Annotated in this window: 23 protein-coding genes; 2 read left to right on the forward strand and 21 right to left on the reverse strand. The window is 66.3% G+C overall.

Features of this window, described 5'->3' with window-relative positions; translation table 11 throughout:
• The first annotated feature begins 167 nt into the window (after positions 1-167).
• The gene (locus AC07TU_RS08700) at positions 168-1640 is read left to right on the forward strand and encodes an aldehyde dehydrogenase family protein (protein ID WP_495187504.1); all 1473 of its coding nucleotides are present in this window, start codon (positions 168-170) and stop codon (positions 1638-1640) included.
• Positions 1641-1672: 32 nt separating this feature from the next.
• Here AC07TU_RS08700 and AC07TU_RS08705 read toward each other — a convergent pair whose 3' ends face one another.
• The 18 genes from AC07TU_RS08705 to AC07TU_RS08790 form a co-directional block, all read right to left on the reverse strand.
• Entirely contained in the window at positions 1673-2815 is a 1143-nt protein-coding gene (locus tag AC07TU_RS08705; protein WP_495187505.1) for an NAD(P)/FAD-dependent oxidoreductase, read from the reverse strand.
• Positions 2812-4188 carry an FAD/NAD(P)-dependent oxidoreductase gene (locus AC07TU_RS08710; RefSeq protein ID WP_495187506.1) on the reverse strand — a complete coding sequence of 459 codons (1377 nt, stop codon included), beginning with the start codon at positions 4186-4188 and terminating at the stop codon, positions 2812-2814. The genes AC07TU_RS08705 and AC07TU_RS08710 overlap by 4 nt, the downstream gene beginning before the upstream one ends.
• A complete protein-coding gene (locus AC07TU_RS08715; protein WP_495187507.1) occupies positions 4170-4478 on the reverse strand; it encodes a (2Fe-2S)-binding protein in 309 nt (102 codons plus the stop codon). The genes AC07TU_RS08710 and AC07TU_RS08715 overlap by 19 nt, the downstream gene beginning before the upstream one ends.
• Positions 4478-6307, reverse strand: a complete 1830-nt coding sequence (locus AC07TU_RS08720; RefSeq protein WP_495187508.1) for an ABC transporter ATP-binding protein — start codon at positions 6305-6307, stop codon at positions 4478-4480. Before AC07TU_RS08720 ends, AC07TU_RS08715 begins: the two co-directional genes overlap by 1 nt.
• Before the next feature lies 1 nt (position 6308).
• Positions 6309-7172, reverse strand: coding sequence for an ABC transporter permease (locus tag AC07TU_RS08725; protein ID WP_495187509.1), 864 nt, complete (start codon positions 7170-7172; stop codon positions 6309-6311).
• Complete coding sequence (locus AC07TU_RS08730; RefSeq protein ID WP_495187510.1) at positions 7169-8122, reverse strand: ABC transporter permease; 954 nt, start codon at positions 8120-8122, stop codon at positions 7169-7171. The genes AC07TU_RS08725 and AC07TU_RS08730 overlap by 4 nt, the downstream gene beginning before the upstream one ends.
• Before the next feature lie 44 nt (positions 8123-8166).
• On the reverse strand, positions 8167-9723 hold the full coding sequence (locus AC07TU_RS08735; protein ID WP_495187511.1) for an ABC transporter substrate-binding protein: 1557 nt from the start codon (positions 9721-9723) through the stop codon (positions 8167-8169).
• Positions 9723-11012, reverse strand: coding sequence for an NAD(P)/FAD-dependent oxidoreductase (locus AC07TU_RS08740; RefSeq protein ID WP_495187512.1), 1290 nt, complete (start codon positions 11010-11012; stop codon positions 9723-9725). The genes AC07TU_RS08735 and AC07TU_RS08740 overlap by 1 nt, the downstream gene beginning before the upstream one ends.
• A 6-nt stretch (positions 11013-11018) precedes the next feature.
• Complete coding sequence (locus tag AC07TU_RS08745) at positions 11019-11687, reverse strand: haloacid dehalogenase type II (RefSeq protein ID WP_495187513.1); 669 nt, start codon at positions 11685-11687, stop codon at positions 11019-11021.
• Between the two features lie 227 nt (positions 11688-11914).
• Positions 11915-12841, reverse strand: a complete 927-nt coding sequence (locus AC07TU_RS08750; protein ID WP_495187514.1) for a 2-hydroxyacid dehydrogenase — start codon at positions 12839-12841, stop codon at positions 11915-11917.
• Positions 12842-13003: 162 nt separating this feature from the next.
• Positions 13004-15175 carry a TonB-dependent siderophore receptor gene (locus tag AC07TU_RS08755; protein WP_495187515.1) on the reverse strand — a complete coding sequence of 724 codons (2172 nt, stop codon included), beginning with the start codon at positions 15173-15175 and terminating at the stop codon, positions 13004-13006.
• Between the two features lie 470 nt (positions 15176-15645).
• Positions 15646-16854, reverse strand: a complete 1209-nt coding sequence (locus AC07TU_RS08760) for an acetyltransferase domain-containing protein (RefSeq protein ID WP_495187516.1) — start codon at positions 16852-16854, stop codon at positions 15646-15648.
• A gap of 22 nt (positions 16855-16876) precedes the next feature.
• Complete coding sequence (locus AC07TU_RS08765; RefSeq protein WP_495187517.1) at positions 16877-17464, reverse strand: hypothetical protein; 588 nt, start codon at positions 17462-17464, stop codon at positions 16877-16879.
• 1 nt (position 17465) lies between these two features.
• Positions 17466-18206 carry a HupE/UreJ family protein gene (locus AC07TU_RS08770; protein ID WP_495187518.1) on the reverse strand — a complete coding sequence of 247 codons (741 nt, stop codon included), beginning with the start codon at positions 18204-18206 and terminating at the stop codon, positions 17466-17468.
• Positions 18207-18216: 10 nt separating this feature from the next.
• Entirely contained in the window at positions 18217-18600 is a 384-nt protein-coding gene (locus tag AC07TU_RS08775; RefSeq protein ID WP_495187519.1) for a hypothetical protein, read from the reverse strand.
• Between the two features lie 25 nt (positions 18601-18625).
• Positions 18626-19369 (reverse strand): DUF4198 domain-containing protein, encoded by a 744-nt coding sequence (locus AC07TU_RS08780; RefSeq protein ID WP_495187520.1) that lies wholly within the window; start codon positions 19367-19369, stop codon positions 18626-18628.
• A gap of 143 nt (positions 19370-19512) precedes the next feature.
• A complete protein-coding gene (locus AC07TU_RS08785; RefSeq protein WP_495187521.1) occupies positions 19513-20238 on the reverse strand; it encodes a cupin domain-containing protein in 726 nt (241 codons plus the stop codon).
• 3 nt (positions 20239-20241) lie between these two features.
• Positions 20242-21633 (reverse strand): aspartate ammonia-lyase, encoded by a 1392-nt coding sequence (locus AC07TU_RS08790; protein ID WP_495187522.1) that lies wholly within the window; start codon positions 21631-21633, stop codon positions 20242-20244.
• Positions 21634-22055: 422 nt separating this feature from the next.
• Between AC07TU_RS08790 and AC07TU_RS08795 the strand changes: the two genes are divergently transcribed.
• The gene (locus AC07TU_RS08795; protein ID WP_495187523.1) at positions 22056-22841 is read left to right on the forward strand and encodes an IclR family transcriptional regulator; all 786 of its coding nucleotides are present in this window, start codon (positions 22056-22058) and stop codon (positions 22839-22841) included.
• Here the strand turns inward: AC07TU_RS08795 and AC07TU_RS08800 are convergent.
• From AC07TU_RS08800 to AC07TU_RS08810, 3 genes are read right to left on the reverse strand one after another with little or no spacing between them, the layout of a single operon-like run.
• Positions 22820-24058 carry a family 43 glycosylhydrolase gene (locus tag AC07TU_RS08800; protein ID WP_495187524.1) on the reverse strand — a complete coding sequence of 413 codons (1239 nt, stop codon included), beginning with the start codon at positions 24056-24058 and terminating at the stop codon, positions 22820-22822. The two genes, AC07TU_RS08795 and AC07TU_RS08800, sit on opposite strands and share 22 nt — an antisense overlap.
• Positions 24055-24867 (reverse strand): rhamnogalacturonan acetylesterase, encoded by an 813-nt coding sequence (locus tag AC07TU_RS08805; RefSeq protein ID WP_495187525.1) that lies wholly within the window; start codon positions 24865-24867, stop codon positions 24055-24057. The genes AC07TU_RS08800 and AC07TU_RS08805 overlap by 4 nt, the downstream gene beginning before the upstream one ends.
• Positions 24845-26341 carry an MFS transporter gene (locus AC07TU_RS08810; protein WP_495187526.1) on the reverse strand — a complete coding sequence of 499 codons (1497 nt, stop codon included), beginning with the start codon at positions 26339-26341 and terminating at the stop codon, positions 24845-24847. Before AC07TU_RS08810 ends, AC07TU_RS08805 begins: the two co-directional genes overlap by 23 nt.
• Positions 26342-26363 lie beyond the last annotated feature (22 nt).

Genomic DNA, 26363 nt, shown 5'->3' on the forward strand with positions numbered 1-26363 from the left:
TCTGTTATGGGCTCCATGGTGGTACCTTATGTGGGGCGTGCTGGCATTGGCTGCTGGCTTCGGCGGCAATTCGGAAGATTATTGCGCACGCTTCCCGCCTGGCCCCGCCAAATGCCGGCCGCCGAGACCTATAGTTCATGCGGGTTTTCTCGATTTGGACGGCGGCAATGAACGGATTTGACCCCGATAGCGTGCGGATCGGCCACGCGAACTTCATCGACGGGCAGCTGGTGGCCGGGCAGGGCGACGGGCTTGCGGTCCGCCGACCGTCGGACGGGCATATCTACCGCGATCTCGATACCGTGACGCCCGAGCAGCTCGAGGATGCAGTGACAAGCGCCTGGCATGCCTTCCGTACCAGCGGCTGGGCGCAGACCGATCCGCGCGGGCGGATGCGCGTATTGCGGCGCTGGGCCGATCTGGTGGAGGCCGATATCGACTATCTGGCTCCGCTCGAAGCGGCGGGGTCGACCCGCACGATCGGCGAGCTGCGTGGCTGGGACATCAGCTACACCGCCGAGTGCATCCGCTTCTTCGCCGAGTTCGCCGATAAGATCGGCGGCGAGGTCGCGGCAACGACGCCCGACAAGCTGGGCCTCACCATTACCGAACCCTATGGCGTGGTCGCGGCGATCTCGCCGTGGAATCTGCCGCTGGTGATGGCGGCGTGGAAGATCGCCCCCGCGATCGCGGCGGGCAATTCGGTGGTGCTCAAGCCATCCGAAATGACGCCGTTCAGCGTCGTGCGGCTGGCGGAGCTGGCGATCGAGGCGGGGCTGCCCGCGGGCGTGTTCAACATCGTGCAGGGCGACGGGCGCCATGTCGGCGATCCGCTGTGCCGCCACCCGCGCGTGTCGAAGGTGACGTTCACCGGCTCCACCCGCACCGGCGCGGCGATCATGGCGGCCTGCGCGCAGAGCGGGCCCAAGCCGGTGACGCTGGAGCTGGGTGGCAAGAGCCCGCAGCTGGTGTTTGCCGACGCGAGCGACATCGACAAGACCGCGGCGATCGTCGCGCGCGCGATCACGCTCAATTCCGGACAGGTCTGCGTCGCGGGATCGCGGCTGCTCGTCGAGGAAAAGGTCGCCGATCAGGTGATCGAGCGGATCATTGGCGCGTTCGAGGCGCACCGGCCGGGGCCGACCTGGCGGACTGATACGACGATGGGGCCGATCATCTCCGAACGGGAGCTCGAGCGGATCGACGGCATGGTCCAGCGCAGCATCGCCGGGGGCGCCGAAGCGCTGACCGGCGCGGGCCGCGCCGCTGCCCCGCAGGATGGCGGCTATTATCAGCCGACGCTGCTCGCCCGGGTGACGCGCGAGACCGAGGCGGTGCGTGACGAGATTTTCGGTCCGGTGCTGACGGTGCAGACCTTCACCGACGAGGCGGAAGCCTATGCGATGGCGAACGACAGCCATTATGGCCTGGCCGCGGGCGTCCATACGGGCGACGTCGCACGCGCGCTGCGGGCGACCCGTGCGCTGGAGGCGGGCACGGTGTGGGTCAACCGCTATGGCCGCAGCAACGACTTCATCCTGCCGACCGGCGGCTATAAACAGTCGGGTATCGGCAAGGATCTGGGCCGCGAAGCCTATCAGGCGAACCTCAAGACCAAGACCGCGCTGATCGAGTTCTGAAGGTGCGCGAAGCCCCGGCGAAGGCCGGGGCCTCAGGCGCCCGCGAACCGCGCGATCGAATAGCCGTCGATCGGAATATCGGTCGCGCCTGCGCCGATCAGCTCGGCCATTGTCGCGCCCACGCCCGGGCCGATCTGGAAGCCCGATCCCGAAAAGCCGAAGGCGTAGAAAAGCCCGCTCTGCGCAGCGCTGGGCCCCATCACGGGAAGGCTGTCGGGCATATAGCCCTCGATCCCCGACCAGACGCGGATGATGTTGAGATTCGCCAGCGCAGGAGCGAGGCGGCGGATCTGCTTCAACTGGCTCAGCGTATTCTGGGGGAGGACATAGGAACGATAATCGTCGGGGTAGGATGGCCCGCGCGTGCTGCCCCCCAGCACGATGTTGCCGCGCGCGACCTGGCGGAAATAGACGGTCTCCTCTTCCAGCGGCGTCATCACGCCGACCGCGGGCGCGATGGCATAGGGCACGGGCTCGGTGACCGACATGTTGGGACCGCGCGCGACGATCGGCACCGGTTCGCCGAACTGTGCGGACAGCGCATTGCCCCACGCGCCCGCGGTGATGAGCAGGACCGGCGCGCGGAAGACGCGGCCATCTTCGGCGGTGACGCGAAAATCCTCGCCGATTTTCTCTGCGTTCACGATCCGCGTATTCTCGTGGATCACTGCGCCCAGTCGGCGCGCTGCGCGGGCAAAGGCGGGGGCGACGAGCCGCGGATTGGCATGGCCGTCCATCGCCGAATAGGAACCGGCGAGCACGTCCGGCCCGAAGAAGGGAAAGCGCGCGCGCAGGGCGTTGCCGGTCAGCATCTCGAGGTCGAGCCCGGTATGCCGCGCCTCCTCGGCATATTGCTCCATCTGGCCCTGAAGCTCGGGCCGCTCGCGATAGCAGACGCGGATATGGCCCGACTGGAGATATTCGATGTCGCTGCCGAGCAGCTCCTTCGACTTGCGCCAGATCTCGATCGCGCGGTTGGCGAGCGGGAGCTGGCTGATCGGGCGGCCCTGACGGCGGACATTGCCGAAATTGGTGCCGCTCGCCTGCCGTCCGATCAGGTCGGTTTCGAGCAACGTCACCGACACCCCGCGCTGCCGCAGGAACAGCGCGGTGGAGGTTCCCATCAGCCCGCCGCCGACGATCACCACGTCGCTGGTATTTTCTACCCGGCTCATTCCGCTTCCTCCCCGATCGCGATGGGGAGCGGCTTGACCGGCGCCTGCCCGCGCAGCCGCCCGACCTGCTCGACCGGGATGTCCGCGCAGGCCGCGATCACCTCGGCAGCGGCATGACCGCAATAGCGTCCCTGGCAACGGCCCATGCCGACGCGGCTGAATGCCTTGGCACGGTTGGCCTCGTGCGCCCCGGTCTGGGCGACAATCGCACGCAGCTCCCCGGCGCTGATCGCCTCGCAGCGGCAGACGATGGTATCGTTGGACAGGTTGGCGGCTTGCGCTGCGGGCCAGGGAAACGCCTGTGCCAGCCCCGAGGCAAAGCGCGCATAGCCAGCGACCGCGCCACGCAGCGCAGTCATCTCGCCGAGGTCCACGGGCAGGCCCCGGTCGGCCAGCGCGGCGAGGCTGGCGAGCCTGCCGCTGGCTTCGGCCGAGCGTGCGCCGAGGATCTTCGCGCCGTCGCCCGCCAGATAGACACCAGCCACCGAGCTGCGGCCATCGCCGTCGCGCACCGGCAGCCATTGCCGGGTGGCGGCATCAAAGGCGAATTCGCACCGCGCCAGATCGGCGAGCTGGGTTTCCGGCCGCAGATGATAGCCGAGCGCAACCGCGTCGCAGGCGATGGTCCGGCGCTCGCCGCTGGCGGTGTCGAACGCGATCGCGCTGACGCCCTGATTTGCGCTGCCCTCGATCTCGACGGGGTCGATGCCGCTATGCACTTCCACGCCGGCGCGCTTGAGCGCCAGGGTCAGTGCGACGCCGTTCCAGAGTATCGCGGGCTGGGCGAGCAGGCGGGGAAGCGCCCGGATGCGGCTCGCGAAGCGCGAGGTGTCGAGCACCGCCGCGACATTCGCGCCGGCCTTCACATATTGCGTCGCGACGAGGTAGAGCAGCGCGCCGCTGCCCATGAAGACGATGCGGCTGCCGATCGCACAGCCTTGCGACTTGAGCGCGACCTGCGCGCCGCCCAGGCTGTAGGTGCCGGCCTGGTGCCAGCCCTTGACCGGCATCAGCCGGTCGGTCGCGCCGGTGCACAGGATCAGCGCGTCGAAGGCAATCGTCTGCTGTTTCGTGCCCGATGCCGTCCACACTTGCCGGTCGGCGATGTTCCAGACGAGCGTTTCGGGGAAATAGTCGATGTGCGGCTTGAGCGCATCGAAGCGGGTGTGCAGCGCTTCGGCGCGCCCGGCTTCGGTGCCGTAGAGCGTTTCGTAGGAACGCGTGAAGTTCTCGGGCTGGCGGCGGTAGATCTGCCCGCCGGCGCGCCGCCCTTCGTCGATCACGATGGGCCGGATGCCGGCGGCGACCAGCGCCTCGGCCGCGCGTACGCCCGCCGGACCCGCGCCGACGACGACTATGCGAGGTTCGGCCATGTCGCCTCCGGCTGGCTGGTACTGATCCGCATGCCGTCGGCAAGCTGGGTGGAACAGGCGCGCAGGCGCCCGCCTTCCTCGGTCCAAACCCAGCAATCCTGGCACGCGCCCATCAGGCAAAAGCCCGCGCGCTTGCCGTCGCCGAATTCGGAGGTGCGCAGCGTCGTGCCCGAGTCGAGCATCGCGACCATCAGCGTGTCGCCCTCCAGCGCCTGCACCGGCACACCGTCAACATGGATGGTGATTTCCGGCCGCGCGGTCTCGGCGAGCCTGACGAAGCGTCCCGGCATCAGACGGCTTCCTTCATCTTGTCGGCGTGCAGGTGAAGCAGCGCGGCCTCCTCGTGGTGACACAGAACTTGATTGCCCTTTTGAAGCGCGTGGCGCGGTGGGGTGCGTGTGTTGCAGACACCGTTGATCCGGACCGGACAGCGCGGGAGGAAGGTGCACAGCTCGGCGTCCGCGCCGCTCACCAGGTCGATCATCGGCAGCGCGCCGGGCGAACCCGCGCTCTCCAGCCAGCCGCGCCGCATTTCGGGGACCGAGGAGATGAGCAGATCGGTATAGGGATGATAGGGCGCGGCGCGGAAACCGCTCTTCGCGCCCAGCTCCACCTGACGCCCCGAATAGAGCACGACGATATCGTCGCAGATCGCGCGCACGGTCGAGATGTCGTGGCTGATGAACATGTAGGAGAGGTTGAGCTCGCGGCGCAGGTCCGCCATCAGCTCGAGGATTGCGGCGCCCACCACCGTATCGAGCGCCGAGGTCACTTCGTCGCACAGGATCAGGTCGGGCTCGGCGGCGAGCGCGCGGGCAAGGTTGATGCGCTGCTTCTGTCCGCCTGAAAGCTCACCGCACTGACGTTCGGCCAGATGCGCCGGCAGGCGGATCAGATCGAGCAGCTCGGCGACGCGCTTCGCCTGCGCCACGCCCTTCAGCCCGTGATAGAATTCGAGCGGGCGGCCAAGGATGCGCCCGACGCTGTGCGCCGGGTTGAGCGCGGTGTCGGCATTCTGGAAGACGAGCTGGATGCGGCGGAACTGGTCGCGGCTGCGGGTCGCCAGCGTCGGCGGCAGCGGCGCGCCGTCGAACGTCACGGCGCCGCGCGCGGGCTGGAGCAGACCGGCCACCACGCGGGCGAGGGTCGATTTGCCCGAGCCGGATTCGCCGATCACGCCCAGGGTCGCACCGTGCGCGATCGACAGGTCGATGTCCTTCAGGATCGGGATGCGCGGCATGCCGTCTGCATCGCGCGGGCCATAGCCGGCGGTGAGGCCGCGGATTTCGAGCAACGGCGTTTCGGCTGAGACCGCATCCGCGCCGGGCCGTTCGGCGGGCCGCGCTGCAGCCATCAACGTCTTGGTGTACTCGTCCCGCGGTGCGTAGAGCACCGTGTCGGTCGCGCCCGTCTCGCGGATCCTGCCCTGGTTCAGCACCACGATCCGATCGGCCATCTGCGCCACGACCGCCAGGTCATGCGAGACATAGACCGCGGTCGCGCCGCGTTCCTTCACCACCTTCTTGAAGGCGCGCAGCACCTCGATCTGGGTGGTGACGTCGAGCGCGGTCGTCGGCTCGTCGAGGATCACCAGCTCGGGATCGGTGATCAGCGCCATCGCCGCCATCAGCCGCTGGAGTTGGCCGCCCGAAAGCTGGTGCGGATAGCGTCTGCCGATCCGGTCGGGGAAGGGCAGGGCGAGCGCGCGGAACAGCTCCACCGCCTTTGCCTCGGCTTGGGCGCGCGGCATGACCTTATGGATCAGCGCTGCCTCGATCACCTGATCCATGATCGTGCGCGAGGGGTTGAACGCCGCAGCCGCGCTCTGCGCGATATAGGCGATGCGGTTGCCGCGCAGCTTTGCCAGTCCCGGCTCGTCGAGCGCGCGGATATCGGTGTCGCCGACGCGGATGCTGCCTTCGGCGATCCGGCAGCCCATCCGCGCATAGCCCATCAGCGTCAGCGCGATCGTCGTTTTGCCCGACCCGGACTCACCGATCAGCGCCAGCACCTCGCCCTGCGGGATCGAGAAGCCGACATCGCTGACGATGGTGAACTCCTCGCCCGCCGCGTCGCGCGCCGTGACCTTGAGTCCCGAGACCTCGACATGATCCGCCATCTCAGCCCTCCCCGGCGATGCGGCGGCTGCGGCCGGGCAGCGCGTCGATCAAAAGGTTCACACCGACGGTCAGCGTCGCGATCGCGAGCGCGGGCATCAGGATCGCGGGCGCGCCTTCGCCCAGCCCCGAGATATTCTCACGCACCAGCGAGCCGAGATCGGCGTCAGGCGGCTGGACGCCCAGGCCGAGGAAGCTGAGCCCCGACAGCAGCAGCACGATGAAGACGAAGCGGAGCCCGAAATCGGCGAGCATCGGGTGGATCATGTTGGGCAGGATTTCGGTCCGCGCGATATAGGCGCGCCCCTCGCCACGGGTGCGCGCGACCTGGACATAGTCCATCTCGTTGAGGTTGACCGCGAGCGCGCGGGCGATGCGGTAGTTGCCGGGCACATAGGTGATCGCGGCGATGAGCAGCAGCAGCGCGAGCGACGAGCCGAAGGCGGCGACCAGCACCAGCGCGAAGATCTTCGATGGGATCGAGATCAGCGTGTCCATCAACCGCGACAGCCCCTCGTCCACCCAGCGTCCGCTGACCGCCGCGAACAGCGCAAGGCCGGTGCCGGTCACGCTGGCGAGCACCGCGGCGGCGAGCGCGAGGCCGACGGTATAGCGTGCGCCCGAAAGCAGACGGCTCAGCACGTCACGGCCCAGATAGTCGCTGCCCAGCCAGTGCGCCGCGCTGAAGCCGTCGAACACGTCATAGGCGACGAAGGCACCGACGGGGTAGGGCGCCAGCATCGGGCCGACGATGGCGGCCAGCAGCCAGAAGATGACGAGGCCAAGCCCGATCTTGCCCGAGAGCGGCAGGCTGCCTGCCCATCGGCTTGCGCGTGTGGCGCGGGTTGCGGCGGCGGTGTCGCTCATTGGTTACGCAGCCTCGGATTGGCGAGGATCGCGACGACGTCGGCGATCAGCACGAGCAGCAGATAGGCGGCGCAGAAGATCATCGCGCAGGCTTGAAGCAGCGGCATGTCGCGGCTGGTGACGGCGTTGACCATCAGGCTGGCGAGCCCGGGATAGTTGAAGATCGTCTCGACGATGATTGCGCCGCCGAGCAGGTAGGACAGGCTGAGCGCCATCGCGTTGACGATCGGGCCAATCGCATTGGGCAGCACATGGGTCAGCACGATCCGGCCGGGCCGCACGCCCTTGAGCATCGCCATTTCGACATAGGGTTGGTTGAGCTGGGCGATTACCGCGGCGCGCGTCATCCGCGCCATCTGCGCCACGACGACGAAGGCCAATGTCATCACCGGCATGGCATAGGAGCGCAGGAATTCGCCCCAGCTCGCTTCCTCGGACACCAGGGTGATCGAGGGGAGCAGCCGCAGCTTCACCGCGAAGATCAGCACGGCGATCGTCGCGACGAGGAATTCGGGGACCGCGACCATCGACAGCGTCGCGATGTTGAGCCCGCGATCGACCTTGGTGCCGCGGTGCATGGCCGAGAAGATGCCGATGAACAGCGCCAGCGGTACCGCCACCAGCGCCGTCAGCCCGGCGAGCACCAGCGAATTGGGCAGCCGGTCGGCGATCACCTCGCTCACCGGCATGTTCGCGACCATCGACTGGCCGGGGTTGCCGCCGAGCATGCCGCCCAGCCAGTTGAGGTAGCGCAGGTGCGCAGGCTGATCGAGGCCGAGCTGGTGGCGCAGCGCCGCGACCTGTTCGGGCGTGGCGCTCTGGCCCAGCGTCTCCTGCGCGGCGTCGCCAGGCAGGAGCGAGCTGATCGTGAACACCACCATCGACACGAGCAGCAGCGTCAGCAGCGCCGACCCGAGCCTCTTGGCGATCAGGACCAATGCGGTCCGCATGCCGCTTCGCGTTCCATTCGAAGTCATTGCAGTGCTCGCCATGTTCAGCCGTCCCACCAGACATGTTCGGCAAAGGCGTAGCCCATGAAACCGCCGATCGGGATCGGCGAGAGCCCCTTCAGCCGCCGGTCGAACCCGTCGAGCGAGCTGATGAAGACGGGAATGCCGACCCCGCAATGCTGATGCACCAGCCCCTGCATCTCGCCGTAAAGCTGCTTGCGCCGCGCCTCGTCGGGTTCGCCGCGCGCCTCAAGCAGCAGGCGGTCGAACCGCGGGTTCTTCCACCCTGATTCATTCCATGCTGCATCGGACTTGTAGAACAGGCTGAAGATCAAATCGGCGGTCGGCCGCGGGTTGGTGTTGCCGAAGCCCAGCGGGTGCTTCATCCAGTGGGTGGACCAGTATCCGTCGGCGGGCACCCGGTTGACCGCGAGCTTGAGTCCGATGCGCGATCCATATTCCTGCAGCACCGACGCCATATCGACCGAACCTTCGGCGGCGGGCGAGGCGAAGACGGGCAGGCGCACGCCGGTCAGCCCCGCCTTCTGGAGATGGTATCTGGCGCGGTCCAGGTCGTGCGGGCGCTGGGGCAGATCGGCACGGTAATAGCGATGACCCGGCGGGATCGGCTGATCGTTGGCGATCGTCGCATAGTTGCGGAACAGCGCGCGTTTGATGAGCTCGCGGTCCAGCAGATATTTCATCGCCAGCACGAAATGCGGATTGCCGGTGGGCAGCGCGTCCTGCCGCATGATCAGATCAGTGTAGAGGCCGGACTTGGTCTCGAGCAGATTGTGGCTGCTCGAGACCAATATGCGCCTGGAGGAGCGCGGGTTGACCGCGTTGATCAGCTGCACATCACCGGAAAGCAGCGCGTTGACCCGGCTCACCTCGTCGGGGATGCCGATCAGCTCGATCCGGTCGAGCCAGGGGCGGCCGGGCTTCCAGTAATTCTCGTTGCGGACCGCGACTGTCCGGACGCCCGGCTTGAACTGCGCACATCTATAGGGGCCGGTGCCGTTGGCGGTGCGGAAGTCTTTCGTGCCCCTGCGCAGGATCAGGAAGTGTGATTGCGCGAGCATCGCGGGCAGATCGGCATTGGGGCCGGTCAGGCGGATCAGTAGCTCGTTCGGGCCGACTGCCTTCACCTCGGCGATCTGCTCGGCGACGGTCTTCACCTTGGACGCGGCGCCGGGCAATTTGTGGCGCAGCAGCGACCAGACGACATCGGCCGAGGTCAGCGGCCCGCCATCGTGAAAGACGACGCCCTTGCGCAGCTTGACGCGCCACAGGGTCTGGTCGCGGCTCTCGATGCTTTCGGCGAGCGCCGGCCGGGGGATGGCCTGACGGTCATATTGGGTGAGCGCGCTGTAGAACATGTAGTGGCGCACATAGTCGGTCGAGAGCGCGCCCTTGGCGGGATCGAGCGTGTCGGCGGTCGAGCTGGACATGGTCGCGACGCGGATGCTCCCGCCGCGTTTCGGGCGCTGCTGGCCGAGCGCCGCTTCGGGCACCAGCAGCCCGCTGGCGGTCGCCGCGAACCCCGCGCCGATCGCGCCGCCCAGCAACTCGCGCCGCGTGAAGGGGAGGTCGCCGGCCATCAGTGGATCATGTCCTGGATGCGATAATAGGCACCGACAAAGGGCAGGAACCACGGCTTGCCGAAATGGCCCGGCACGCTGGGCCAATCCAGATCGCCCCACGGGTTCGCGCCCGTCTTTCCGTCGAGCACGTCCGCCATCGCCAGGCCCATATGCACCGACATCTGTACGCCGTGCCCGCTATAGCCCATCGCGTAGAACAACCCGTCATGCTCGCCCGCGCGGGGCAGGCGATCGGCGGTGAGATCGACGGTGCCGCCCCAGCAATAGTCGACGCGCGCGTCGCGCAGCTCGGGGAACATCTGGCGCATCGTCGCCTCAAGAATGCGGCCGCTCTTCAGGTCCGACTGCGGATCGCTGAGCGCAAAGCGCGCGCGGCCGCCGAAGATCAGGCGGTTGTCGGGCGAAATGCGGAAATAGTTGCCGATATTCCGGCTGGTCACATAGTTGCGGCGTGCGGGGACCAGCCGGTCGAGCAGCGTGTCGTCGAGCGGCTCGGTCGCGATGATGAAGCTGCCGACCGAAACGATGCGGCGGCGGAACCAGCCGAACGGCGCTTCCGGACTGGCCCCGCCGGTCGCGACCAGCACCTGCGTGGCGTGCAGCTGACCTTTCGGCGTCGAGACGCGCCAGCCGCCGCCGGGGAGCCGGTCCAGCCCCATCACCGCCGCGCGCTCGTGGATGTGTGCGCCCGCCCGCGCCGCCGCTTCGGCAAGGCCGACGCCGAACTTGCCGACATGCATCTGTGCGCTCGTCGTCTGGATCAGCCCGCCGTGAAAGGCGTCCGATCCCACTTCGTCGCGGATGCGCTGGGGCGGCACCAGCACGACGTCGCGATCGACTTCGGCGGCGAGCAGCTCATAGGCTGCGGCAAGCTTGTCATAATGTTTGGGCTTGGCGGCGAGCTTGATGCGGCCGCAGCGGTTGAAGGCGCAGTCGATCGCCTCTTCGGCTACCAGCCGCTCGACCGTATCCACCGCGGCGCAATAGGCACGGTAATAGGCCTGCGCGCGCGCCTTGCCGATGGAGGCGGAGAGCGCGCCATAATCATGCGCCAGCCCGTTGTTGCACTGGCCGCCGTTGCGGCCCGACGCCTCCCCGGCGATCCGCCCCGCTTCCAGCACCACGACCGAGGCGCCGCGCCTAGCCAATGCCAGCGCCGCCGACAGGCCGGTGAAGCCGCCGCCGACGATCGCGACATCCGCGCGCCCTTCGACCGCGCCCGCCGCGCCGCCCGCAAAATGCGGGGCGGTGTCCAGCCAATAGGATGCGGAGGAAGGGGCGGACATGTCGCCTCAGAGACCGACGACGGCGGGGAGGCAGCCGATGTGCGGGATCTCGACGTCGCGGTAGAAGGGGTTGGACGGCTCATGCCCGCGCCCGACGAACACGCGGCAACCGAAATGCAGATCGGTCGCGGTGTTCTGGTCGTAGCGGAAACTGGACGAGACGTGCATCATCTCTTCCGGCTTCGCGCCGAGCTGGTCGAACATATATTCGAACGCCTGCATCCGCGGCTTGTAGGCCTGCGCCATCTGCGCAGTATAAACCGCGTGGAAGGGCGCGCCCAGCATCCCGACATTATGGTGGATCTGGTCGTTCATCGCGTTCGACAGGATCACGAGCGGGATCTTGTCGCCGATCCTGGAAAGCCCGCCGGGTACATCGTCATGCGGTCCCCAGGTCGGGACGGCCGCGTAGACGGCGTCGGCATCCGCCTCGCGATATTCGACGCCCCATTTCTTGCAGGTGCGGCGCACCGAGTTGCGGATGACTTCCTGATAGGGTTTCCAGTCGCCCATCACCTCGTCGAAGCGATAGGCCGACCAGTCCTTGCAAAAGGCGGGCAGCTGATCGGCGGCGATGCGGTCGGCCATGAATTCGGTCGCCATCTCCGTCATGCGGAAGCGGGTGAGCGTGCCATAGCAGTCGAAGCTGATATATTTGGGCCGGAAGATGGTCATGGCGTCGTCTTTCCAATGGCTGCGGTTGGCGCTTGGTACCGGGCGGCGGAATGGCCCCCTGCAATCTCTCTCGATGCGATCATTACGACATGTGCGGACCGGTACATGTCCCCGATTGGCAGTAAGGCGGACGCACAAACGCGCCTTTTTGCGGCAGCGATCGGCATAGTTTGCCGCGGCGCGCGAGGGGGCGCAACGGCCCGGATTTCTGCGGCTGCGCGTTCATTTCAATAGCCCAGGTCGCGGCGAACCAGCCCATGCATCGGCATAGCGTTCCGATGCCGCCTTATGTTGTCGATCAGCGCGCGTCCGGCGCTGTCCGCCTGAGTCATGGCGGCGATATGCGGGGTCATCAGGACGCGCGGGTGATGCCAGAAGGGATGATCCGCCGCGGGGGGCTCATCGGCCATCACATCGAGCACTGCGCCCGACAGATGTCCGTTGTCGAGCGCTTCCAGCAGATCCTGCTCCCGCAGATGCCCGCCGCGCCCGGCATTGATGATTCCCGCGCCGCGCGGCAGCATCGCGAAACTTTCGCGGCACAAGATGCCGCGGGTCTCAGGCGTCAGCGGCAACAGACAGATCAGGATATCGGTGCGCGCCAGAAAAGCGGGCAATTGCTCGGCGCCAGCGTAAGCGTCGATCCCCTCGATCACGTGCGCCGATCGGCTCCACGCGGCGAGCGGGAAGCCGAACGCCTTGAGCCGCTCGATCACCGCGCGGCCCAGATTGCCGAGCCCGAGCACGCCGACGGGCCGATCGGCCGCGGGGACGAGACGGATCGGATTCCACTGCGCCCGCCGCTGCGCCTCGACATAGGTGAGCATGTGGCGATGGAGCGCCAGCGTCGCGAACACGGCATATTCCACCATGCCCTGGACGATGCCCGGCTCGACCATGCGGACGACCGGGACCGATGGCGGAATCGCATCCATGTCGAACTGATCGACCCCGGCGCCGATCGAGAAGATCACTTCGAGATTGGGGAGGCTGGCGATCAGTTCGGCGGACGGCTGCCAGGCGGCAAGGTAGCGGATGTCGGCAAGGTCGCCGGCGTCGGGCCAGAGGCGGAAGGGAAGGTCGGGCGCGGCTTCGGCGAACAGGGCCTGCCATGCCTGGCCGCGCGCAGGATCGGCCTTGTAGAGCAAGGTCATGTCAGGCCCTCGGACGCGTGCCGGGTGGTGGTTGCGGTGCCGGTCATCGGCATCCTTTCGGTTCTGCAAGGCCAACCGTGAAGGGCTGGCCGCCGGCGGGGGAAGCCGCCAGCGGCCAGGTTCAGCACGCCCGAACAGGGAAGGGGCGGCTGTCAGTCCGGGCTAAAAGCGGAATCCGGCCCGGACAGTGAATGCGCGCGGAGTGCCGGGGGCGATCCAATATTGCGCATAGGAACTGACGTAATATTCCTCGTCGAAGATGTTGCTGACCTCGGCCGAGAGGCGGATATTGTCGCTGGGTTCCCAGGCGATGAAGGCCTTGGCCAGGGTATAGCCGGGCAGGAAGAACTGGGTGCCCGTCTCGCCCAGCCGCTTGCTCACATAGTTGACGCCGCCGCCCAGCGTGATCTTGCCCTCGCCGAGCTCGAAGTCCTTGAAGAACAGCAAATTGGCGCTGTGCTTGGGGATGTTGATCAGCGGATCGCCCTCGCGGATCGCCAGCCCGAAATTGGGGTCCAGCGCGTCCTGAGCCCACTCGGCATCGGTATAGGCATAGGTCAGATAGACCTGGAACCCGCCCGGCAGCTTGCCCGTGAAATCGAATTCCACGCCTTTGCTGCGTGCCTTGCCGACTGCGGCCGAAAAGCCCTGGTTGACCAGATCGGCGGTAAGGACGTTGTCCTTCTTTGTCTTGAAGAGCGAGATGGTGCTGGTGATGCGGCCGTCGCGCGAGGTGTATTTCGCGCCGACCTCATAGGACAGGCTCGTCTCGGGCGTGAACGGGTTGTTCTGGAAATTGACGCCGCTGTTGGGACGGAAGCCCTTGCCGTAGCTCGCGTACAGCGAAAGCGTGCTCGTCGGCTCGAACACCAGGCCGACCGTCGGGCTGAACTTGGTGTACTTCGCCGGATTCGGTGACGCGACACCGGCGATCCGGGTCGTGATGTTCTGACGGAAATCGTCATAGCGGCCGCCGAGGCGCAGCTTGAGATTGTCGGTCAGCTCGATCTGATCCTGGAGATAGATGCCCCACGCCTTCTGCACTTCCAGCGAGTTGGTGATCGTCGAGTTGGGCGCTGGCATATTTCCATAGACCGGGTTGAAGACGTTGATTGCGTTGTTCGCCGGGGTGATCGGGCTGCCCGGCACATAAGCGGGCGGGCGGTAACGCCGCTGGAACAGATCGATATCGAACTTGTCCCAATCGGCGCCGACGATCAAATTGTGAGTGAGGCCGAACGTGTCGAACTCGCCGCTCAGCTCGCCGCGGAACACCATATGCTGGGTCGAATAGTCGCGGAAGCGGCGCTGGCGGGCGAGATTCGTGCCGTCATTGTCGATGATCTGCCGCCCGAGGGCGAGCTCCGCCTCGGTCGAATATCCCGTGAACGTCGTGTCCTTGTAGCCAAAGCCCAGCAACAGGCTCCAGTTCTTCGAGAAATCATGCTGGAACTGCACCTGATGCCCCAGCACCTCGACCTTCAGCGGGCCGTCGCCCGGCTCGCCCAGGAAGCGCGAGCGCGGAATGGCGCCCAGCACGCCGTTGACCGCGACCACGCCGCGATCGAAGGGCACTTCCTGGTTCACATATTCCATCTCGTAGGAAAGCGAGGTGCTCTCGGAGAATTTCGCGAGCAGTGAAGGCGAGGCGACATATTTGCGCGACTCGATCGTGTCGCGAAAGCTGCCGGCATGCTCGCTCGCGCCGTTGACGCGGAAGGCGAGCCAGCTGGTGATCGGGGCGGTCACGTCTGCCTCGACGCGGAAGGTTTCGAAGCTGCCGCCGGAGATGGCGAAGCTGCCCTCGGCGTCGAACTGGGGTTTCTTGGTGACGATGTTGACGGTGCCGCCCGGCTCGCCGCGGCCGAACAGCGCGCCGTTCGGGCCTTTCAGGACCTCGATCCGCTCGACGTTCGATGCGTCGCGCGGGCCGCCATAGCCGCGGCCGCCGTTGAAGCCGTTGACCAGGAAACCGCTCGGAAAATTCTCGTCGCCGGCAAAGCCGCGGATCGCGAACGCATCCCACAGGCCGCCGAAATTGTTCTGGCGGGCAACGCCGCTGGCCAGATCGAGCGCGGTGTCGAGCCGGGTGATGCCCGCATCCTCGAGCAGCTCGCTCGACATGACCTGGATGTTCTGGGGAATTTCCTTGAGGGCCAGGTTTCCGCGATATTGCTGACGCTGCCCGGTGACGACGATCTCACCGCCGGTCTGTGCCGCCGTCTCGGCCGGGGCCTCCTGAGCGGGCGCCTCCTGCGCAAATGCGGCGGATGCGGTCAGGATGCACGCCGTGCTGGCAAGGACGGCACTGCGGAAGATAAACCTGTTATGCATTTCGGCTCCCTCGGGGCAATAGATAACAATCCATCCCCGCAACTAACTGCGAAGAAGGTTCGTCCTGCTGCTACTTATGTTTTATAGTTTATACGCAGATCAGAGGGGGCAAATCTGACTGTCTGCTACCTGCCTCTGGTCTAGGATCTACGCTAAGTCTGTACGGCTGGAATATTAGGTCAAACTGGGGGTGCCGCTCAGCGCGATCTGTTGTGTTACGGAAAAATTGCGCAGAATGTGCTGACCGCGAAATCCGGAGGTCGCAAGGCCAGCTGGCGGCTCCGGCTGATGTCCCGGACCGGGCGCCCGGCCGCCATCCGCGAACGCGCGTCTCACAGCCGGCGCGGTAGCGCAATGACGTTACGGAATCCAGGATTCTCTGTTGTTCCATCATGCGCCATCGCCCAAAAAATCGGACCCGCATTCCGGGGAGGAAAGCGGGCCCGAACGATGATACATTGTATCGTTGATTAGAGATATTTCAACCACCAGATATCCTTGCGGCGCTGCTTCAGCTGCGCGAACCAGCGCGTCGGATAGTAGAGCGGCAGGATCAGGCCGAAGAACCAGAACCATACGGTCGAAACATGATCGACGCCGAAGAACTGGCCCTTGGTCGGGCCCCAGATGGCGAGCGCGATCAAGTATAGCGCCTTGAGCACATAAAGGTGCAGCAAATAGAAGAACATCGGCGCGCCGCCGAACAGCGCCAGCCACTTGCTGAAGCCGCTGCTCTGGATCCGCTCGAACAGCGCCAGCATGATCGCACCGAAGCCCAAGGTCGGCATCAGGAACAGCAGCGACGGCGGATATTTGGTGAGCGCGAGGAAGCTCATCACCGTGCGCAGCTCGGTCTCGGCGTGGAACCAGGGCTTGTCGCCATAGACATTGGCGTAGCGGATCAGCACGAAGCCGAGGATCAACCCAATGCCCAGCGTCATCAGCCGCCGGAAGCGCACCGCCGGATCGCTGCCGCGCGCGAACCACGGCCCCATCGCATAGCCGAGCACGATCACGCCGATCCAGGCGAGCAGGGGATAGGTGGTCTTGGCTACCAGCCCGCCGCCCAGATCGATCACCGCACGCTGATGGATCATCGCCCAGGGAACGTAGAAGGGGGATTCCGGCGTCAGCACGATGCCGTCGAGCAGATTGTGCCCGCACACGATCGCTACGCCGATCGCGAACTGCCAGAGCCGCGGCAAATGGATGAGCCCGGCCAGCGCGATCATGCTGAGGCCGATCACCCAGATCACCTGAAGCCAGAAGGTCTGGGGCGGGAATTGCGCCGACCAGGCAAAGCCCACGAACGTGACCTCGAGGAACATCAGGAACAGGCCGCGCTTGATCAGAAAGATCGAGGTTTCGTACTTGCTGTGCGACTGGCCATAGAGCCAGGCCGACAGGCCGGTCAGCGCGACGAACACCGGCGCGCAGAAGATCGAGAGCAGCCGCGTGAAGAACAGCGCGGGATCGACGGTGTTGGCATCCACCGGATCGCCGACCTGCAGGTGCAGGAACCAGGTCTCGCGGACATGGTCGAGCAGCATGAAGATCATCACCAGCCCGCGCAGCGCATCGATATTGCCCAATCGCGCCTGGGCCTTTGCCTTGTCGGCGGGCGGCACGGCGACGGCGATGCCGCCCATCTGTGCCGGATTGGTTGCCACGCTCGTCATCGTTCGTCTCCTGCGGTTCCGCTCAGCCCTTGTCGGCCGGCTGGAACAGATCCTTGTAGAAGCCGGTGGTGCGCACCGTGATCGTCACGGGCGCGTCGCCCTTGTTGCGCCAATACCAGCCATGCGTGCCTTCAAAGGGCGCGGTGAAGCTGCCCTGCGCCTGAGTCAGCTCCTTTTCCTTCCAATAGCTGGTGAAATCGCCGTCGCCCGCATTGGGTGGTTCTCCGTGCATGTCCAGCTTGACCGGACCGCCCTTCGCCTCCCAGCGGAAGACGAGGTGATCGCCCTTCTGCATATGCGTCTTCACCTCGGCGCCGCTGTGCGGGGGCAGGGTGATCGTCATCTCGTCGTTGCGCAGCGCCGCCGTCTTTTCGATCGAAGCCTTGTCGGGAGCACCGGGCGCGGCTGCAGGCTGTGTTGGCGCTGCAATTGCCTCGGGCGGGGCTGCGGCTGCGCTCATCCTGGTGAGCCCGATCACCGAGCCGAAACCAGTGGGGTCGATCCCCGCCTCGGCCGGGAGCACGAACAGCGTGAGGACAAGCCCGGCGGCGACCGCCGCACCGGCGCTGGCCTTGGCAAGCGTCTGGGGAGAAGTCTGATGCGTCGTCATGTCAGGCCCCTTGCTGGAAATAGCCGGTGAGCTGGTAGCCGATGAGCACGAAGCCCGCGGCCATCAGCGCGGCGTTGGCAACCACCGCGCTGCGGCGGAAATTGTCGGTCATGCGCCAGAAATTCATCAGGATCAGGATGATGCCCAGCGCCATGAACTGGCCGATCTCGACGCCGATGTTGAAGCTGATCAGGTTGGGGATCATCCCTTCTTTCGACAGGGTCAGCTCCTGCAGCTTGGTCGCAAGCCCGAAGCCGTGGAAGAAACCGAAGATCAGGACCGCCGCCTTCTGGTTGGGCGTGAAGCCGATCAGCGTCTTGAATCCGCCCAGATTGTCGAGCGCCTTGTAGACCACCGAAAGCCCGATGATCGCGTCGATGATGTAGGGATTGGCGCGCGTGTCGGTGAGGACGCCGAGCAGCAGCGTGGTGCTGTGCCCGATCGCGAACAGCGTCACATAGGCGCCGACGTCCTTCAGCCGGTAGAGGAAGAAGATGACGCCGAACAGGAACAGCAGATGGTCGTAGCCCGTCACCATGTGTTTGGCGCCGAGGTAGATATAGGGGATGATGTTGATCCCGCCGTTTCCTTCGATGAACGACTTGTCGTCTTCGGAAACGCCGTGCGCATGGGCCGCGCCGTCGCCAAGGACGAGCAGCGCCAGCGCTAGCGCCGGGAAGAGGCAGCGCGCGGCAAGCTGCCGGATGCGGGCTGCCGGTTGGAAGAACGAGACAGCCTGCATCACCGCCCTCCTATTTGATCGAGAAGTTGGCGACGGTGCGGGCTTGCGTCGCCTTGTTGACCAGCATCACCGCCACCTTGGCGCCGGCCGGGATCTTCAGGCCGCGGGCGTCGAAGCGGTTGTCGGGGCCGGCCGTCAGCGGCTTTTCCGACTTGGCGGCACCCGCGGTAACGACGAGCTTGGCCGTCATGCTTGCGGAGGGCAGCGGTTCGTCTTCCTCGGTGACATAGACCGAGACGCCCTGGGCGTTACGGACGAGTTCGACGACGGTCTCGCCCGACATGGTGACGATGCCGCCATGTTTCGGCTTCATGCTGCCATGCGCAAAGGCGACGGGCGCTGCTGCGAGCGCAAATGCGGCGAGCGCGAGCTTGATATGCGATGTTGCGATCATGTTCGTCTTCCTTCCACGATGAGGCTCATTCCGGTGCGTGCGGCAGTACGAACGAAAGCGTGCCGCGATACTCGACGCGATCGTATTTCGCGGGCTGGTCCGACGGGCCCATGTAGGTGGCGGCGATGACGTTCAGCCCCTGGTTGCGGACCGGGACCGTTACCGTGCCGTCGGCAGCGCTCTTCACCGGAACCTGATCGGGGTCGTTCACATAGTCGTTGATCACGCTCACGCCCGCCATCGGCTTGCCGTCGAACAGGATGCGCAGCTTGATCGGCTGGCCCATCTGCTGCGGGATCGCCGCTTCGACGGGCACGATCTGGATCTTCTGTCCCGCGAGCACGGGCAGGGGGGAGGTGAGCGCGCTCGCGATATGGACGGCGTACTTCATCGTCCTTTCGGATGTCAGCGCGGTGGGCACCTCGTCGCGGCCCTTCTTGTGCCACTCGCCATCGGGCGTCTTGCTCCAGACGCCATAGTCCATGAAGGCGGTGACGACGGCGGCGGGCGAGTCGCTATCGACCACTACGACCGGGCCGGTGGCGCGCAGCGCGGTCGGCACGGGCTTGTAGTCGGCGTCATAGCCGGCGACGCCCTGCACCAGCGGCAGGCGCTTGACGATGTCGAGATCGTCGGCGCCGACGCCATAGATCAGCGCGAGCTGCTTAGCGCGCTGGGCGAACCAGATGCCGTGCGCCTGCGCGGCGCTGGCCGCCGCGAGCGATGCGGTGATACAGCATGTCACTAGGATTCGAGACGCAATCTTCATGGTTCCTGAGCTCCTGAAGGGCCGGCGATCGGCTCTGTCTGCACGGTCGAGCTTATGCTTGTCCTTCGAAGTAACGTGCCAATCTTGGCCGGGCGGAGAACAGGAATTGCCGAAGCTGTAACCCGAACGACATATTCGTGCCGTCAGACGGCGGGGCGATAGATGGCGTAGACCTTCGCCACATCGACGCTGCTTTCCCAGCTGCACTGGGCCTTCTGTTCGACGAGGAAGATGTCGCCCTGGGAAAAGGTGCCGCTGCGCCCGGCTTCATCGACAAAGGTGACGCTGCCCTTGAGCAGATGCATCAGCTCATGGTGCCGATAGGTCATGGCGCGGCGGTGATAGGGGGTCGAATCCCAGGTGCCGCACATGAACTCGCCGTCGCTCGAACGGTAATCGCCATGGTTGCGGCATTGCGGCGCCGGGCCGATCAGCAGCTCGGCGAGCGGGGCGCCCGAAGGTTCGAGTGGCGCTGCCTCGTCGATCGGCACCAGCACGCCATCCTCCGCGTTCGGATTGGCGTAGCGCATATAGATCAGCACCACCGGGGCGTCGGCTTGCCAGTCGAAGGATGCGCCGCGCGGCAGCACGATGCTTGCGCTTTCCTCGAGCGTGAAGGCCGTATCGCCCTGCGTGAAGCTCAGCGTGCCGCTGACAGCGATCAGATATTCGTCGGCGTCGAGCTCCGTTACCGAACCCGCGCCGGCGGCGAGCGCCAGCCGCCCGACCGATACCGGCCCATCGGGCAGGTCGAGTGCATGCCGCTCGCCCCCGAATGCGCAGGGCAGGGGGACGGCATCGCGCCAGCCATTGTCGGCAAAGGCGCGCAGATCGGCGAAACTGGGATAGCGGGTTTCAAGGTTCGACATCGGTTATTCCGTCATGCGTTGTTGAAGAAGGTCCGCCATCGCGGGCTCAAGCAGCCGTACCGATGCGGCGAGATCACCATGCTGTTGCGCATGGGCGGCAAGCGCGGCGGCGCGGGCATAGCCGATGTGCGGCACCAGCTCGGTCGCATAGGCGGTGCTGCGCATCAGATTGGCGCGGCAATGGGCTTCCATCGGCTCGATTCCCGCCACGCAATGGTCGGTGAGCATATGGATGCCGCGCGTGAGCAGCGTCGCGGCTTCATGGATCGACCAGCAGATGACCGGCTCGAACGCGTTGAGCTGGAGCTGCCCGCCCTCTGCCGCGAAGGTCACGGTCAGGTCGAGGCCGAAGACGCGGAACGCGATCGCGTTCATCGCTTCGGGAATGACCGGATTGACCTTGCCCGGCATCAGCGACGATCCGGGCTGGCGCTTGGGCAGCGTGATCTCGCCCAGCCCGCCGCTGGGGCCGCTCGACAGCAGCCGCAGATCGTTTGCGATCTTGGAGAGCTTCGACGCGATGCGCTTGAGCATGCCGCTGTAGAGGACGAAGGCGCCCATGTCCCAGGTGGCCTCGACCAGGTTCGCCGCCGGGACGACCTCCAGTCCGGTCACCCGGGCAAGCGCCTCGCAGATGCGTGCGCGATAATCGGGATTGGCGGCGACGCCGGTGCCGATCGCGGTGCCGCCCAGATTCACCTCGAGGAACAGCGGCGCGATTTCGCGGGCACGCGCCGCATCTTCGCGCAGCGTGGCGGCAAAGGCGCCGAACTCGTCGCCCAGCGTCATCGGCACGGCATCCTGCAGCTGGGTTCGCCCGAGCTTGCGGATCGCGCGGAACTGGTCCGCCTTGTCCGCGAAACTATCCGCGAGGCGCTCCAGCGCGGCGGCGAGCGGTTCGTTGAGTGCATATACTGCGAGCCGCACCGCCGTGGCATAGGCGTCGTTGGTCGATTGGTTGCGGTTGACGTGATCGTTGGGGCTGATGATGTCGTAGCGCCCCGGCGCCTGCCCCAGGATCTGCAGCGCGCGGTTGGCGATCACCTCATTGGCATTCATGTTGGTGGAGGTGCCCGCGCCGCCCTGGCACAGGTCGATCGGGAAATGCGCGTGATGCGCACCGCCGATGATCTCGCTGCACGCCTGAACGATGGCGATGGCGTGATCGTCTTCCAGCTCACCGATGACGCCATTGACCTGTGCCGCCGCCATCTTGACCTGCGCCAATGCGACGAGCAGCTCGGGCATCGTCGAGATAGGCAGGCCGGTCAGCGCGAAATTATGCCGGGCCCGTTCGGTCTGCGGCCCGAACAGGCCGTCGCGCGGCACCGGCACGGGGCCCAGCGGATCGCTTTCGATACGATGAGCGGTGCGGATGTCGGCCTGCGCAACCATGGGTCATATCTCCCGAACGGCGTGCCGGCATCCGGGGCGCCGGCATCGTGATGCCGCTGAAGCATGCGAAAACCGGCCGATGGAAGGTGTCGTTCTTGTGTCACCGGCTGGAAGATTGTGCCGTGCCTTGCTCCGGCTCGGCATTGCGTGGTTCAAATGGCTCAGCCTCGAAGTCGAGACCGTCATGGGCGTCGCCCAGCCAGGTCCCGGCCGATGTGATCGTCCATTGCGGCGTCACGCTCTGCGAACGTGCCTGACGGCAGTAAGTGCCGGAAATACCGTCGCCATATTGGCGGCCTGGACTGCAGTCCGGATGCCATGGCCTAATCGATTGAAAAATAGCGAATATACCAGCCGATCAGCTCGGGGCTCGCTGATCAAGAGGGCTTCGCAGCGGGCTGCGAAAGGGCTAGGATTACGCCATGAAGAACGAGACGCTCGAGAAGGAGCTGCCGGCGGGCCTGCGCGGCGTGCAGACGTTGATGCGCGGGCTGGATATCCTCGACCAGGTCATCGACGGACCGGTCAAGCTTGCCGAACTGGCGAGCGCGCTCGGTTTGACCAAATCGACTGCGCACCGCCTCGCCCAGGCGCTTCGCGCGCGCGACTATCTGTCGAGCACAGCCGATGGCTACACGCTCGGACCCAAGCTGTTGCAGCTCGGCACGATGGCGCATGAGCAGACCGACTATGTCAGGATCGCGCGCCCGTTCATGGAGGAGCTGTCCGCCCGGACCGGCTATTGCGTGTTCATCGGCAAGCGCGAGGGTGACTGGTCGCGCCATCTGGAACGCGTCACCGGCCGTCAGCGGCTGCGCGTCGCCACGGCGCCGGGCGATACGCGCTTCATCGTCGAGACTGGCCTGGGCAAGGCGCTGCTGCTCGACGAGGGCATGGAATCGCTGTCGCGCATGCTCACCAAATCCCGCCCGAACTTCGGCGCGCGCGAACAGGCGGCGTGGCTATCGGCAATGGCGGCGCAGATCGAGCGCGGCGTGGTGCTCCACGACAGCGAGGCGGGCGACGGCGTGCGATCGGTGGCGGCGCCGGTGCGCGACGCCAAGGGGCGGATCGTGATCGCGCTGAGCATCGCCGGCGCTGCGCATTATCTGACCGACGAGGTACTCGACGCGCTGATCGAACCGGTGCGCTCGACCGCGGCGGCGATCAGCAGCGAGCTTGGCTATCAGGAGCGGGCTGCCGCCTGATAGGCCGCCGCGTCGCCGAACGGCTGATCCTTCGCGAAGACCGCATTCCCCGCCGCATCGAAATCGACCCGCAGCAGCGCCGGCATCTCGCGGAACGGCGACTGGTCGTCATTGCCGAAACAGGTGACCCACCAGTCGCCCGCCTTGTCGCGGAAGAAATTGCCGCCGCCGCAGCTCGGCACCTCGCGCCCGCCGGCATAGGGCCCGGTGATGCGGTCCGCCGTCCACAGCTGGAACGAGTAGCGCCCCTCGACGAACTGGCACACGGCGAGGTGATAGCGTCCCGCGCGCTTGAACAGCGCTGCGCCCTCGAATCCGAAGCGGTTCTTGCCCTTCGCCGCAACCGCCGGATCGGCCACCGCGATCTCCTGCCAGTCCCCGGCCAGCCCCGACAGATCGTCCTTCAGCCGGACGATCTCGCTGCCCGAGCCATAGGTCAGCCACACCGACCCGTCGTCATCCTCGAACAGGCTCGCGTCGATCCCGCTGCGGATCGGCTTGTCGGGCGAGAAGGCATGGACATAGGGTCCCTCCGGCTTGCCGCTGACGGACTTGAGCACGCCGATCCCCGCGCGGCTCAGGCAATGGCACAGAACCCAGTTGCCGCGGACACAATGGATCTCGGGCGCCCAGATCGCGCGGTAGGGGACGCCCTTGCGCATCCGCCACTGCTTCTCCCAGCCGCCGTCGCGCTCGATCGACCAGACCAGGCCGCGATACTCCCAGTGGCGCAGGTCGCGGCTGCGCCACAGCTCGATCCCGTCATTGACCGCCCAGATGTTGTCGCCGGTCGAGCCGGTCATATAATACCAGCCGTCGGGGCCGAGCTGCACCACCGGATCGCGGTTGTGGACATGCCAAGCCGGCAGCACCGGCGGCAGCAGCCCGTTGCGCACCACGGCGCCGTCCGCGCGCTTGCCCAAAGGCTGGAACGGATAGCGTGGCTTGTCCGGCCCCGTATAGGCGACATTGGGCATGCCCGAGATCCAGCCCTGGCCCAGGCTCGCCGCACTTGCCGGACGGCCGGGGCCGCTGATCCCGGCATAGGGCCAATAGCCCTTGGGCGGCGCGGGCACGATCCGCCCGCTGTCGTCGCCCTTGGGGTCGAGCACATCGCCGGTCAGCCGTGCGCGGCCATAGTCCTGTGCGCTGGCACGGGCCGGAACGAGCAGCGCCGCCGCCCCGGCCAGAACGGTGCGGCGGTCGACTCCGCTCACCGGCAGTCTGCCCGGCCGAGCGGCGTGGTCCGGCGCAGGTCCGGCCGGTCGGCGCGAACCTCGCGCGAGATGGGCAGGCGCAGCCGCCTCAGCCCGCCCGCGACCAGATCGGCGGCGCCGCGCGCGCCCAGCTCGCTGAAATGGGTGTTGTCGGCGATTCCGTCGGGAAAGGCTGGCTGGGCGGCGGGCGCATAGTGGAGATAATATAGTTTTGCGCCGTCCTCGCCCGCCCGCGCCACCCAGGCACGCGACAGCGTCTCAAGGTCGATCAGCGGCGTCTTCGTCTCCCTGGCGACCGCACGGACCACCGCGGAATAGTCCGCGAACCCCGCAATCACCTGACCGTCCTTGAAGATGCGCTGGGCTACGGGGGTCAACAGCACCGGTTGTCCGCGCTTCGCCCGGATCGAGGCGACGAAGTGCAGCAGATTGTCGCGATAGCCCGTTCCGGCCTCGACGAAGCGCTCGGGTCTGGCGCGGTTCGCGTCGTTATGGCCGAACTGGATCAGCACCGTGTCGCCGGGCTTGATTGCCGCCAGGATCGCGTCGAGCCGCCCTTCGGACATGAAGGTGCGCGTGCTGCGCCCGCCCATCGCGTGATTGCGCACGGTGACACCGGGCTTCAGGGCGCATTTCAGCATCATGCCCCAGCCCATCTGCGGATAGCGCTCCGGGCTATAGTCCGCGGCGGTCGAATCCCCGGCGATGAAGATCGTGCGCTGCGGGCCGGCCGTGGCACTGGTGGCGGCGAGCATCGCCGCCAATGCCGCGAGAATCCGGAGCGGCCTAATCACGCTTCGCCGCCACATCGTTGTTGCCCCACAGCTGGTCGTAGCGCCAGCCGGACAGGTCCTCGACCACCGCCTTCGCCGCCGGGTCCGGCGCGTCGGTCGCGCCGCTGCGCAGCCGCTCGATCTCGTGCATCAGCACGCCATGCGTGCGCGGATCGAGCCGGAAGCGCAGCGAGACCAGCACGCCGAATATGAGCACCCCGATTGTGCCGATGCCGAGCAGCAGTGCGATGGTGTGGATCGCTTCGGCCGACTGGGTCTTGGCGCCCGAGACGAAGCCGCCCCATTCCATCACCACGCCGACGCCCGCGACCGCGAGCGCCTGCGTCGCCTTGCGGATGAAGGTCATCACGCCCGCGAAGCTGCCCTCGCGCCGCTGGCCGGTGACGATCTCGTCGACATCGGCCATGTAATTATAGGTCGCCCAGGGGATGTAGTTGAGCGCGCCGCGGCCGAGCCCGGCGAGGACGATCGGCACCCAGATCAGCCAGTGCGCGGCGCCTGTCCCGTTGCTCCACAGCAGCAGCAATGCTGCGACACCGAGCGCGAAGCTCACCGCCGCGAGGCGATAGGCGAGGGCGGGGGACGCCCTCAGCGCCAGGTTGATTGCCAGCGCCACCGCGATCAGCTGGACGATATACATCGTGCCGAGCAGGCCGGAGGCGATCGCAGTGGTCCCCGCCAGCGCGAAGATCACGAAGAAGGTGAAGGCGGCGTTGAAGATGTCCTGGCTGATATAGCCGCCCAGATACATGCCGAGATGCAGGCGGAAGGCGCGGATCTTCATCGTCGAGAAGAGATTGCGGTAGAGCGCCTTGAGCGCATCGCCCGCGCCGCCGGCGCTCGGCTCGCGCACCGCTTCCTCGGGCCGCTCGCGCTCCCAGCTGAACAGATAGAGGAAGCCCGCGGTGAGCATGAACAGCGCCGCGAAGAACATGCCCATATAGAGGAAGGTGTCGGCACTGTCGCGGCCGAGCCAGGTGATCAGCCAGAGCGGGAGGAACCCCGCCAGGATTGCCGACATCTGCCCGCACAGGATGCGCGCGCCCGCGAACTTGGCCTTGGTCTTGTAGTCGGTCGACATCTCCGCGGCGAGCGTCTCGTACGGGATGATGACGGTGGCGTAGACCAGCTCGAACAGCACGTAGCTGACCAGATAATACCAGAATTGCTGCCCCGGCAGCCACATGAGGGCAAAGCTCGGCAGCAGCGGGATCGCGGCGAGGATGAAGAAGCGCCGCCGCCCGAACCTTTTGCCCAGCGCGGTGCCGCCGAAATTGTCGGAGATATAGCCGATCAGCGGCGACGCGACCGCGTCGAGGATGCGCGCCACCGCGAAGATCAGTGCCGCCTGGCTCGCCGAAAGCCCGCAGAATTGGGTGTAGAAGATCAACACCCAGCCGGAGATGACGGCCATCGATCCCGCGCCGAGCACGTCGTTCGAACCATAGGCGATGTAGTTGATCAGCCGGACGCGCCGTGCGGTTGCCATCCTCTCTCCCTCTCTGTCGCAG

It is taken from the genome of Sphingomonas sp. GW821-FHT03E12 (genome assembly GCF_059420685.1).